The sequence below is a fragment of the Arthrobacter sp. 'calajunan' genome, from assembly GCF_046940185.1.
GTDB classification, from domain to species: domain Bacteria; phylum Actinomycetota; class Actinomycetes; order Actinomycetales; family Micrococcaceae; genus Glutamicibacter; species Glutamicibacter soli.
On sequence record NZ_JBKZDY010000018.1, the window covers coordinates 22829 to 35215 of the forward strand.

General features: G+C 67.4%; 10 protein-coding genes and 1 tRNA gene. 5 read left to right on the forward strand and 6 right to left on the reverse strand.

The window, feature by feature from the left end; genetic code table 11:
- From RF641_RS17105 to RF641_RS17125, 5 genes are all read right to left on the reverse strand, one after another.
- Complete coding sequence (locus RF641_RS17105) at nt 1-1140, reverse strand: acyl-CoA dehydrogenase family protein (RefSeq protein WP_424573699.1); 1140 nt, start codon at nt 1138-1140, stop codon at nt 1-3.
- A 41-nt stretch (nt 1141-1181) separates the two neighbouring features.
- On the reverse strand, nt 1182-2498 hold the full coding sequence (locus RF641_RS17110; RefSeq protein WP_120989442.1) for a M20/M25/M40 family metallo-hydrolase: 1317 nt from the start codon (nt 2496-2498) through the stop codon (nt 1182-1184).
- Between the two features lie 86 nt (nt 2499-2584).
- Complete coding sequence (locus tag RF641_RS17115) at nt 2585-3541, reverse strand: TAXI family TRAP transporter solute-binding subunit (RefSeq protein ID WP_424573700.1); 957 nt, start codon at nt 3539-3541, stop codon at nt 2585-2587.
- A gap of 1 nt (nt 3542) precedes the next feature.
- Entirely contained in the window at nt 3543-4973 is a 1431-nt protein-coding gene (locus RF641_RS17120; protein WP_424573701.1) for a sensor histidine kinase, read from the reverse strand.
- The gene (locus tag RF641_RS17125) at nt 4970-5635 is read right to left on the reverse strand and encodes a response regulator transcription factor (protein ID WP_047119088.1); all 666 of its coding nucleotides are present in this window, start codon (nt 5633-5635) and stop codon (nt 4970-4972) included. The genes RF641_RS17120 and RF641_RS17125 overlap by 4 nt, the downstream gene beginning before the upstream one ends.
- A gap of 255 nt (nt 5636-5890) precedes the next feature.
- Between RF641_RS17125 and RF641_RS17130 the strand changes: the two genes are divergently transcribed.
- From RF641_RS17130 to RF641_RS17140, 3 genes are all read left to right on the forward strand, one after another.
- The gene (locus RF641_RS17130) at nt 5891-7174 is read left to right on the forward strand and encodes an Nramp family divalent metal transporter (protein ID WP_053798056.1); all 1284 of its coding nucleotides are present in this window, start codon (nt 5891-5893) and stop codon (nt 7172-7174) included.
- A 119-nt stretch (nt 7175-7293) separates the two neighbouring features.
- Nucleotides 7294-7935, forward strand: coding sequence for an NADPH-dependent F420 reductase (locus tag RF641_RS17135; RefSeq protein ID WP_424573702.1), 642 nt, complete (start codon nt 7294-7296; stop codon nt 7933-7935).
- Between the two features lie 112 nt (nt 7936-8047).
- Complete coding sequence (locus RF641_RS17140; RefSeq protein WP_424573703.1) at nt 8048-9559, forward strand: FAD-dependent oxidoreductase; 1512 nt, start codon at nt 8048-8050, stop codon at nt 9557-9559.
- 168 nt (nt 9560-9727) lie between these two features.
- Here RF641_RS17140 and RF641_RS17145 read toward each other — a convergent pair.
- A tRNA-Leu gene (locus tag RF641_RS17145) sits at nt 9728-9812 on the reverse strand.
- A 279-nt stretch (nt 9813-10091) separates the two neighbouring features.
- Between RF641_RS17145 and pip the strand changes: the two genes are divergently transcribed.
- Both pip and RF641_RS17155 read left to right on the forward strand, forming a co-directional pair.
- Nucleotides 10092-11072: a prolyl aminopeptidase gene (pip, locus tag RF641_RS17150; protein ID WP_424573704.1), complete on the forward strand. Its 981-nt coding sequence runs from the start codon at nt 10092-10094 to the stop codon at nt 11070-11072.
- A gap of 62 nt (nt 11073-11134) precedes the next feature.
- Nucleotides 11135-12325, forward strand: a complete 1191-nt coding sequence (locus tag RF641_RS17155; RefSeq protein WP_424573705.1) for a glycosyltransferase — start codon at nt 11135-11137, stop codon at nt 12323-12325.
- Nucleotides 12326-12387 lie beyond the last annotated feature (62 nt).

The following is a 12387-nucleotide window of genomic DNA, read 5'->3' on the forward strand; positions in this document are numbered from 1 at the left end:
TCATGACTCCAGCGGCCCGACCAGCCAACTGGCCACGGTATTGGCCGCGGATGCCGCATTCGACGGGTGGTACCAGCTGGCCTGCACGTCGCGGTACAGCCGCTCGAATTCGCTGCCCCGGAAGTACGCGCCGCCGCCGAGCAATTGCCCGGCGTCCTGGACGTTTTCCCGGGCAGTCTGCCCAGCCAGGGTGCGCAGCGTGACCAGCTTGGGGAACCAGGCCGCACCGTGGTCGACACCGGATTCCAGATCTCCGGCCACGGATCGCTGCAACGCGTCGAGGGCCAGCGACCGCATCGCGGCGTCGGCCAGGATTCCCCGGGCCCGCACGTCCTGCGAATACTTCACGCCGTCATGGTGCACCCGCTTGCCTAGGGAGTCCGTGGCGAGCTGCACCGCGCGCTCGGCGATGCCGACATACACGCTGGCGGTCAGGGTCAGGAAGGACGCGAAGATGCCGAAAACCAGCAGATCCGGGTTCGGGCCCACCGGCACCCGGGAATGCACCCAGGCCTCCGGAGCGGTGGCCGACTCCAGCTTGGTGGTGTGCGACTGGCTCGCGCGCATGCCAAGCGTGTCCCAGTCCCCGAGCGAGCGCACGCCGGCCCCGCGCTCGACGAACGCGTGGACCAGCTCGCCGGAGACGGTGTCCTTGCCGAAAATCCCCAGACGCGTGAACGCCGGCGACAGCGAGGTGAAGATCTTGGTTCCCGTGAATGACACCGAGCCGTCGGAATGGGTCACCGCACTGGTTTTGGAATCGAAGAGCACCGCGTCGTTGCCCGGCTCCGAAATGCCGAACGCCATGACCTCGCCCTTGGCCACCCAGTCGATCACCATGTCCAGGCGGCGGTCGCCCCGGGCCGCGAGCAGGTGGGCCACCCCGGCCCAGACCTGGTGCATGTTCACCGCCAGCGCGGTGGCCGGGGCGGCCGAGGCCAGCCGCCTCTGCGCCAGGGCCAGCTGCTGGAAATCCCAGCCGAGCCCGCCGCGTTCGACCGGAACCAGCGCCCGCAGGTATCCCGCCGCGGCCAGTTCTTGGAAGTCCTCCTCCGCGAAGCTGTTCTCGGTGTCGTAGCCGGCCGCACGCTGGCGGAAACGCTCAAGCAGCTCGTCGCTGAGCACGGTTTCAATAGACAAGGTATTCCTCCTGTGAATCCGGTGGTCTGGAAATCTGGGTGTCAGTAGCTGCGCAGCAGGCTTTCAAGCACACGCACGCCGAACTTGACCGAGTCGACCGGAACCCGTTCGTCGACCCCGTGGAACATGCCGGTGAAATCGAGTTCGGCCGGAAGCTGCAGCGGCGCGAACCCGTAGCCGGTGATCCCCAGCTTTGCCAGCCATTTGTTGTCCGTTCCGCCGGAGAGCATGTACGGCAGCACCACCGCGTCCGGGTCCTCCGCCAGCAGCGATTCGACCATGGAGTCCACCAGCGAACCGGCGAAGGGGACCTCCAGCGAATCCTGCTCGTGCACCATGGACAGCTCGACGTGCTCCCCGGCGAGCTCCTTGATTTTCGCGACCGCCTGCTCGTGCTCGTCGGGCAGGGTACGGCAGTCCACCAGCGCTTCGGCGTGCCCCGGGATCACATTGTGCTTGTAGCCGGCCTCCAGCGCCGAGGGGTTGGCGGTGTTCTGCAGCGTCGCGCCGACGAACCGGGAGACGTTGCCCATCGCTTCGAGCAGCGGGGCCGGGTCCTCCTCGGTGAATTCCAGGCCCGCGAGCTCGGCGACGTTTTCCATCAGCGCCCGGGTGGTTTTCGTATAGGACAGCGGCCACTGGTGGCCTCCGATGCGCGAAACCGCGTCGGCCAGGCGCGTCACCGGGTTCTCGGTATTGATCTGCGAACCGTGACCCGCGGTGCCGTGCGCGGTGAGCTTCAGCCAGGCGATGCCTTTCTCGGCGGTCTGCAGCATGTAGGCGCGGCGGCCATTGATCTCCACGGAGAAGCCGCCGACCTCGCTGATGGCTTCGGTGGCGCCGTCGAAGAGCTCCGGGTGGTTCTGGACCATCCATCCGGCCCCGTAGTCGCCGCCGGCTTCCTCATCGGCGAAAAACGCGATGACCAGGTCCCGCTGCGGGACGATCCGCTCCCGGCACAGGTGGCGGACGGCGGCGATGATCATGGCGTCCATGTTCTTCATGTCCACCGCCCCGCGGCCCCAGATCATGCCGTTGATGAGCTCGGCGCCGAACGGGTCCACGCTCCAGTCCTCGGCGATCGCCGGGACCACATCCAGGTGCCCGTGCACAACCAGCGCCGGAAGCGAGGAATCCGAGCCCTTGAGGCGCACCACCACATTCGCGCGTCCAGGCGCGGATTCATAAAGTTCCGGCCGCAGCCCGACCTCTTCGAGCAGCGAGACAACGTAGCGCGCCGCCTCCAGTTCGCCGGCCCCCTTGTTGCCGCCGTAGTTCGTGGTGTCGATCTGGATCAGTCGGCGGCAGAAGTCGACCGCTTCGTTCTCCATGAGTTCTACAGCTGCAGGCTTCGGCATGGCAGGCCTTCCTCTCGCGAACGGGTGCTTGTGGATTCAACACTAGTGCGCTAAACGATACGCGCAACAAATGACACCACGTCAGCCTAGCCATGAAGTTCCCGATAGGCCTGGATGGCCCCGGGGTGCAGCGGCTGCCCTGCGGTGCTGATCAGCGTCTGCGGGGTCAGGTATTGGATGCCGGCGCTGCCTGGCGGAATCAGCTCCTGGGCGCGTTCAACCAGCAGCCTGACCACCTGCCCCGCGGTCTGCGCGGGAAAGCTGGCCGGCGCCATCAGCAGGTTCGCGACGCCCAGGCTCTGCGCCTGTCCAACGCCGGGATAGGTTCCGGCCGGGATCATCACCCGGTCGTAGAGGCCGGGATACCGCGACCGCAGCCCGGGCAGCACGGAGGACAGTCCGATGAGCCGCAGCTCCACCCGCGCGGCCAGCTCCGACACGGCACCCACGGGCATGCCGCCGAAGAGGAACAGCGCATCGATCCGGCCGGATTCCAGCGCCGCAAGCCCGTCGCCGTAGCCGAGCTTGGTTTCCCTCGGCGCGTTTCCGCCCGACTTCAGCCCGGCTTCCTCCAAGATACGCTGCCCGGTCACCCAGGTCCCTGATCCTGCCGCGCCAGTTCCCAGCCGGCGCCCGGCCAGGTCGGGCAGGGTGCGGATGGGAGCATCGGCCCGCACGATGCAGTGGAAGTAGTTCTGGTACACGCGGCCCAGCGCCAGCGGATTGCCCTCATTGGCGGCAGCGCGGTACTGCGCCACGGTGTCGGCCAGGGCCAGCGAGAGCGAAGCCTCGTGCTCGGCCAGCAGGTGCAGGTTCTGCGCGCTGGCCTCGGTCTGCAGCGCGGACGAGTGCTCGGCGATGTTGGAGCGTACCAGCGCCTGCGAAAGCAGCGTGGCGAATTCGAAGTACATTCCGCCGCTTTCGCCGGCGGCGATGTCCAGCCGGTCATGGCGCGGTCCCGGAGTGCACCCTGCCAGCAGCGCGGCGGCCGGGGCGGCCAGCGCGTAGCCCAGCACCGCGCGCCGGGTGGGAATTCCGCTCATCTCAAGCCTCCTGCGCTACAGCATCGTCTTGGGTCCCGGCCAGCCGCAGCGTCACCTGCAGTCCCCCGCCCGCCGCAATTTCCAGAAGCAGCTCGCCGCCATTGGCCCGGACCAGCCGGTCGACGATCGCCATGCCCAGCCCGGTGCCCGGGGACTGCCGGGAGGCCTCGGCCCGCCAGAAGCGCTCGGTCGCGGCCTCCAGCTCGGCGGCCGGCAGGCCCGGCCCGTGGTCGCGGATGACCACGTCAACGACGCTCCCGCGGGCCGCCACCGAGAGGTCGACCTGGCTCCCGGAGGCGTACTTGAAGCAGTTTTCCAGCACCTCGGCGATCATCTGCTGCAGCTCGAATCCGTTGCACACTGCGCGGGCCGTCCGGCTGCCGGGAGCATCCAGGTCCAGCCGCAGCAGCATTCCGCCTTCCCGGGCCGCCGCGCTTTGGCGTTCGACCTCCTCGGTCAACAGCCTGGCCGGGATCACGGTCCCGGCATCGGCGCCGGCAGGGACTGCCCCGCCGGCGCTGCGCTCGGAGAGCCGGTGCTCGGCGCTGGCCAGGCGCAGCACCCCGTCCAGCAGCATTTCAACACGTTCAAGTTCGCGTTCCACAGCGGCGACTCCATCCGGGTCGGCCTTCTCCCCCAGCCGCATTTTCAGCAGGTCCACGCGCAGCCGCAGCGCGGCGATCGGGTTGCGCAGCTGGTGGGAGGTTTCGGCGATCAGCTCGCGTTGCTGGGCCAGGCTGTCGGTGACGATCTGCGCCATGTTCTCAAACGAGCGGGACAGCGCCCGCAGTTCCGGCGGGCCTGCTTCCTGCAGCGGGGCGGGGATCTGCGTGCTGGCCAGCTCGGCCACCGCGTCGCTCAGCCGGTGCACCGGCCGCAGTACCCAGGCGGTCAGCCGCTCGGCGAGCAGCAGCATGCCTGCGCAGACGCTCAGCGACACCAGCACCACTGCTCCCCAGCTCTGCAGGATCGCCTGCCGGGCATCGTCCAGGTTGACCTCCATGACCACCGAGCCCAGCACCTGGGTCGAGTTCCCGAACGGCCGGGCGATCAGGGCAGGTTCCTCGGAGAACGGGCTGATTTGGGGAATCCCGGTCTGGTCGAGGTTCAGGGCGGCACGGCGCCGCACTGCGTCGACCTGCGGATCCAGCGGGTCGATGCCGCCGGAAGTGAACTGCAGCCCGCCCAGGCTGATCAGCAGGCCCTCGTCGAACAGCTGCGAATACGCGTCCATTTCCAGCTGCAGTTCCTCGTGGTCGGTGGCATCCTGCGCGTGGGTGCCCAGCTCGACAAAGCGGTTCACCGAAGCCAACCGGCTGAGCTGGACGTCCTGGGTGGTGTTCCGGCTGATGCTCTGCAGCATCAACGTGCCCAGGATGACGGCGATCAGGCACAGCAGCGAGCCGAGCACCCCCAGAACCCGCAGCCTCACGCGTCCACGGCCTCGATGCGGTAGCCGACCCCGCGCACGTTGACGATCATGCCCGGCCGGTCCAGCTTGGAGCGCAGCCCGGTCAGGTGGACGTCCAGGGAACGGGAGACCGCCATGAACGCGTCGCCCCACAGCGAATCCAGGATCTGCTCGCGGGTGACCACGGATCCTGCATGCTGGGCCAGCAGCGCCAGCAGGTCGAATTCCTTGGCGGTCAGCGACAGCTCGCGCCCGGCCAGGGCCGCTTCGCGCTTGCCGGTGTCCACCTGCAGGTCCCCGACGGCCAGGACACCCGCGTCGGGCGCTTGAACCCGGGAGCGGCGGGCGACAGCCTCGATGCGCGCCAGCAGGACGGCCAGCCCGATCGGCTTGACCAGGTAGTCGTCGGCACCCTGGCGCAGGCCGCGGACCACGCTGCGTTCGTCGTTGCGGGCGGTGAGGATCACGATGGGCACCTCGGTAACCTGGCGCAGCTTGCGCAGGACCTCCAGCCCATCCATGTCCGGCAGGCCCAGATCCAGCAGGATCAGCTGCGCCTGCTGATGCCGCAGCAGCGCGTCGGCACCGCGGGCCGCCCGGAACGCCTCGTGGCCGGCGGCGTTCACGGCATCGATCAGCGCCAGCGCGACGGCATCGTCATCTTCGACGACCATTAGGTGCACGGTGGTTCCTCGGATAAGTGGGCTCTGAATTGGTCAATTCTATCAGCCGGGGGCCTGCGTGTACTTTGCGTCACGTCCTTTCCTAAGGAAGTGTTAGTTCTTCGCGTCCAGCTTGGCCGTAACCGGCATCACTCCTAGATTTGGAGATGTTCTTCCAGCCCGCGGCCATTCAATGGTGAACTCCTGCCGCAGCGGCTGACCGAGGTGCCGGGCTACGGTCCGGCAATGATCGACATTCGTAAAGGACTGGCTCACATGTCAGAAAGCACGCGATCGCTGAATGCGGATCTCGACGGCGGTTCACCGCCGAAATGGAAAATCGTCGGCCCCGGCCTAGTGGTCGCCGCCACCGGCGTGGGCGCGGCCGACATGGTCGCCACCCTCGTGGCCGGCAGCCAGTACGGCTACGCGCTGCTCTGGGCGGTCATCCTGGGCGTGATCCTGAAGATCGTGCTGGTCGAGGGCGCCGGACGCTACACGCTGGCCACCGGCAAAACCATCTTCGAGGGATGGCGCACGCTGGGACGCTGGACCACCTGGTACTTCGGCCCCTACATCATCATCTGGGGCTTCGTCTACGGCGCCACCGCGATGAGCTCGGCGGCGATGCCGCTGGCGGCGCTGTTCCCCGCCATCGACCTTAAGATCTGGTCGGTGCTGATGGGCCTGGCAGGTTTCGCCATGGTCTGGTTCGGCAAGTACAACTTCTTCGAGAAGGTCACCGCGGTGCTGGTGGGCATCATGTTCGTCACCGTGGTCGGCCTGGCCGTCATCGCCGCGCCGAACATCCCCGAGATGTTCTCCGGCCTGATCCCGATGATTCCCGAGGGCGGCATCGTCTACACCCTGGCGCTGGCCGGCGGCGTCGGCGGCACCATCACCCTGGCCGCCTACGGCTACTGGCTGCGTGAAAAGGGCTGGTACACCCCGAAGTGGATGCGTGTGATGCGCATCGACAACACCATGGCCTATGTCATGACCGGCATCTTCGTGATCGCCATGCTGATCGTCGGGGCCGAGGTGCTGCGCGCGGCGGGCGTCGCCATCTCCGGCGGCGACGAGGGCCTGCTGGAACTGGCCGACGTGCTGCGCGAGCGCTACGGCGTTGTGGTGGGCAACGGCTTCCTGGTCGGCTTCTGGGCCGCGTCCTTCTCCTCGATCATCGGCGTGTGGAACGGCGTCTCGCTGATGTTCGCGGACTTCTGGGGCCACATGCGCAAGAAGCCAGCGAACCACCCGGACACCATGACCGGCGGCAAGTACTTCAAGTTCTACGTGCTCTGGCTGACCTTCCCGCCGATGGTGCTGTTCCTGCTGGACAAGCCGATCGCCTTGATCCTGGCCTACGGCGTGCTCGGCGCCCTGTTCATGCCGTTCCTGGCCGTGACCCTGCTCGGCCTGCTCAACGGCAAGCGCGTGCCCAAGGAATGGGCCAACCGCTGGCACACCAACGGCGCGCTGGCCGTGACCGCGATCCTGTTCATCATCCTGGGTGGACAGCAGCTCTGGAAGTCTCTCTCGCCGCTCTTCGGCGGCTAGCTTCCAGTTTCCCCAGGCTGCCGAACCATGTGCCCCCAAGCATGGTTCGGCAGCCTTCTGTCTTAATCGACGGGCGCGCGATTGGGCCGGCGGGCCGTGAAACACCCAGAATGGATCCCATGGATATCAAGCATTTCGGAATTCTGGGGGCCGGCCGGGCCGGCACCGCGTTGGCGCGGGTCGCTGCGGCGCAAGGCCTTGAGGTCCAGATCGCCTCCACCCGAACGCCGAGCGCGATGAAATACCACCTGGCGCAGTACGCCACCAAGGCCCGGGCAGTTTCCGCCGAGGACGTGGCGCAAGGTGTGGACCTCGTGGTGCTCATGGTGCCCCAGGAGGAGCTGGAGGACGTCGACCCGAAGACGCTGGCCGGAACCGTCCTGGTGGATGCCACCAACCGCTGGGAGGACGAACCGCTGCCGCAGTGGTTCGAGCACGGACTGGAGTCCGGGCTTACCAGCAGCGAGGTCATCGCCGCCCGTTTCGCGGGCTGCCGCGTGGTCAAGGCGCTGAACCACATCAGCCACTGGGACCTGGATGCGGACAAGGCCTCCCGGCGAAGCGCCCAGCGCGCCCTGGGGGTCGCCTCGGACGATGCCGAAGCCGCCGAAGCGGTGGCGCAGCTGGTCCGCAAGCTCGGCTTCGCGCCGGTGATCCTCAAGAACCTGGCCGCCGGACGCATGCTGGAACCGCAGGGCCCGGTCTTCAACGAGGTGCTGGACGCCGAGAGCCTGCGCCGGCTGGTCGGGGCCGACGGGTAACCCAGCTGCTCGGACAAGACGGTTCCATCCAGCGGGACTGGGTCCCGGTGAGTCGAACGCGCACAGCTAATCTTCTGGTTACTTTTGGTCCGTTTCGAGAGGATGCCCACGCATGTCCGACACCAGCACGTTTAACATTTCAGCCAGCAGCATCGACAGCTGGGATTTCGAGGCCGACGTGGTCGTCGCCGGCTACGGTATCGCCGGGGTGAGCGCCGCCATCGAGGCAGCCCGCGCCGGATCCGAGGTGCTGGTGCTTGAGCGTTCAGGCGGCTGGGGCGGCGCCGCGTCCATGGCCGGCGGCTTCATCTACCTCGGCGGCGGCACGCCCCTGCAGCAGGCCCTGGGCTTCGAGGACACGACGGAGAACATGAAGGCCTTTATGAAGGCAGCGCTGGGCCCGGGGACCGACGATGCCAAGATCGACGCCTACTGCGAAGGCAGCGTGGAGCACTACAACTGGCTGGTGGACGCGGGCGTCGTCTTCAAGGAGTCCTTCTGGGGCCAGCCGGGCTGGGAGCCGCCCTACGACGACGGGCTGATGTACTCCGGGGGCGAGAACGCCGCCCCGTTCAGCTCCACGATTCCCCCGGCCCCGCGCGGGCACGTGCCGCAGATGTCCGGCAAGAAGACCGGCGAGCAGGGCGGCGGCTACATGCTCATGAAGCCGCTGGTCGACACCGCGCAGGCCCTGGGCGTGCGCGCCGAATACGATCTGCGCGTCCAGTGCCTGGTCATCGATCAGGACGGGCGCGTGGTGGGCGTCGGGGCGAAGCGCTACGGCGAGGACGTCTTCGTGTTGGCTCGCCAAGGCGTGGTCCTGGCGATGGGCAGCTTCGCCTACAACGATCAGATGGTCCGCGCCAACGCCCCGCGCATCCTTGGCCGCCCGGCCGCATCCATCGAGGCGCACGACGGGCGCGCCATCGCGATGGGCCAGTCGATCGGCGCCGCCACCGCCCACATGGACGCCACCGAGGTCGCGTTCTTCTGCGATCCGCAGCTGCTGGTGCGCGGCATCCTGGTCAACGGCCGCGGCCAGCGCTACATCACCGAGGACACCTACCCGGGCCGGATCGGCCAGGCGACGCTGTTCCACCAGGAGAACCAGGCGTTCCTGGTCATCGACGAGGCCGCCTTCGAGGAAGGCTCAGCCAGCGAGACCTCCAGCCCGGAGCTGCTGATGCAGCCGACCTGGGTGGCCGAGTCCGCCGCTGAGCTGGAAGCCGAGATGGGACTGCCCGCGGGCAGCCTGCAGGCCACCATCGAGCAGTACAACCGGTTCGCGGTGCAGGGCACTGATCCCCTGCTGGGCAAGAACCAGAAGTGGGTCAAGCCGCTGCAGGGCGCACTGGCCGCGATCGACCTGCGCGGCCGCACCGGAGGATTCACCCTGGGTGGGCTGCAGACCGATGCCGACTCACGGGTCCTGCACGTTTCGGGCGCACCGATCCCGGGACTTTTCGCGGCGGGTCGTTGCACCTCGGGAGTCTGCGCCGGAGGCTACGCCAGTGGCACGAGCCTGGGCGATGGAAGCTTCTTCGGCCGCCGCGCCGGAATCAGCGCGGCCCAGGAAACGAGCGTTCAGAATGAATTGGCGGCCGCCCAGGGCGGCAAGGCCTGATTCTTGAGAAGTTCGCGAATCGGGTTCGCACCCCGCGTGGCACCATCGCTTCTGAAGCACGTCCGGCCCGGGAACGCGCCCGGGCCAGACACCGTTTCTTGCCTATAAGCCCCGTTCGGGGCATATAAAAAAACCCCGGTTGACCGAAGTCAACCGGGGATTTACCTGTGCGCGAAAGGGGACTTGAACCCCTACCCTCTATTCGAGGACCAGCACCTCAAGCTGGCGCGTCTACCTATTCCGCCACCCGCGCAGGTTGTCTGTTGTTCGCGTTGTTATCGCTGGCAACGAAGTAAAACTTTACCACCGCTTTCGCATGAATTCCAATCGGGCGCCAGCCGGCCCGAAGAGGCCGAAACTCCCGGAATTTCGCGGAATAAACGGGGTTGAGTAGGCAGTTTCAGCGATCGTGGCGCAAATTCGTGTCAAGGGTCACAACATTTTGGCCGGAATTAACAGTTTTCCGCTCCTGCGGACGTAAGCTGACAGCGATTCCGGCAATCCACCACACTTGGGCCCAGGAGCGAGCGACATGAGCGGTCACCACGACAAGCCAGCCATGCCCGATGTCTCGGGCATGCTCCCCCTGGACGATGGGCACCAGATGTATTGGGAGCAATGGGGCAATCCCGACGGCCAACCGGTGATGTACCTGCACGGCGGCCCGGGCGGAACGCTGGGCGCGAGCGGCTATCGCCACCGCTGGGACCTGGGACGAACCCGGCTCGTCGCTTTCGAGCAACGCGGCTGCGGCAGGTCAACTCCCTCCGCCGCCAATCCCCTGGTGCCGCTCTTGGAGTTCACCATGGCGAAGCTCATCAGTGACATCGAAAGGCTGCGCAGGTCGTTGGGCATCAAGCAATGGGTACTCAACGGCGTCTCGTGGGGATCCACCCTCGCGCTGTCCTACGCGCAGGCCCATCCCGAACGGGTGTCGGGCCTCGTGCTTTTCGCGGTCACTTCCACCAGCGAGGCTGAAGTCCGCTGGATCACCGAGACGGTCGGTGCGGTCTTTCCCCAGGCCTGGGACGAGTTCGCGAGCTTCGCCGAAATCCACCATCCCTCCTACACCCGCGGCTCCGGCCGCATCGTCAAGGCCTACGCCGACCTGCTGGCCTCACCCGACGGGCAGCTGCGTGACGCGGCTTCGCAAGCCTGGGCGCTGTGGGAGGATACGCATGTTTCCCTGGGCCGGGATCCGGTGGTGCGCGACCCGCGCTGGGACGATGCCCGCTTCCGCCAGGCCTTCGCCAGGCTCACCACGCATTTCTGGTCGCACGCGGGATTCAACGACCCGCCGCTGCTGGAGCGGATGGACCGCATCGAGCACCTCCCGGGGATCCTGGTCCACGGCAGGCAGGACGTGTCAGGCCCGCTGCGCACCGCGTGGGAGCTGCACCGGCGCTGGCCCGGCTCGCAGCTGGTGATCTGCGAGCACGACGGGCACGGCGGGGAGCAGATGACGGCCCACTGGGAGTCCGCCAACAACACGATGCTCGATCGGCTCAGTTGATAGCATCAAGGGTGGGCCGCTGCCGCGGCCTGTTCGTTCATTAGAAAATCCGGAGCCCTCCGATGCGCATTGCCATGCTCTCCTTGCACACCTCCCCCATGCAGCAACCCGGGTCGGGCGATGCCGGCGGCATGAACGTGTACATCCAGAATCTGTCCTTCGCGCTGGGCGCGCTAGGACACGAGGTGCACATGATCACGCGCACCGCCGCGGACTCCGAATCCCGGCAGGTCGCCGAGGGCGTGTGGATGCACCAGGTGCAGATCGCCGCGCACCAGCAGCTGGACAAGGAAGACCTGCCGCAGATCATCGACCCGGCCGCGGCCGCAATCTCCGCGCACCTGCACGGCCTGGACATCGACATCATCCACGCCCACTACTGGCTCTCGGGCATGGTGGGGCTGCAGCTGGCCCGCGAGTTCTCCGCCCCGCTGATCGTCTCGATGCACACCTCGGCCGCCGCAAAGGAATTCGAATCCGGCATCGAGGAGCCCGGGCCGCGCAAGGAGGCCGAGAAGCAGCTGCTGGCCGAGGCCTCGCGCGTCATCGCCAACACCCCGGTGGAGGCCCGCCAGCTGGCCCGCTTCTATGAGGTGGACCGGCAGAAGCTGGACGTGGTGCTGCCCGGGGTGAACCACCGTATTTTCCACCCCGAGCAGGACAAGCTCTGCCGTCCGTTAGGCCCCGACGACCTGCATCTGGTCTATGCCGGACGGCTGCAGCCGCTCAAGGGCGCGCACGTGATGCTGGAGGCGATGGGCCGGGCCCGGCGCAGCCATCCGCAGCTGCGCATCACCGCCTCGCTGTTCGGGGCGCGCTCCGGCAGCGCCGACTACGACCTGCAGGCGCTGGTGCAGCGAGAGGGCCTGGACGACCTGGTGCGCTTCTTCGGTCCGCTGAAGCCACAGCAGCTGGCGGCGGTCTTCGCCAATGCCGACGTGGTCGCCGTGCCCTCGCTGTCCGAGACCTTCGGCCTGGTCGCCGCCGAGGCCCAGGCCTGCGGCACCCCGGTGCTGGCCAACGCGGTTGGCGGGCTGGGCTACGCGGTGCGCGACGGCTACTCCGGATGGCTCATGCCTGAACCGGACCCGCAGCTGTGGGCGCAGAAGCTCGTCGAGCTGGCCGGGAATCCGCGGATGGTCACGCAGGCCGGGCACGACGCGCTGGAGCATTCGGGCGAGTTCACCTGGGAGCGGGCCGCGGTGGCCTCGCTGGCCAGCTACCGCATGGCGCAAGGCGCCCTGATCGGCTGAGCCCCCGCACAAGCAGCGTTGGCGCAGGACCGTAGAGGTCCTGCGGTCTCTAATACACATCT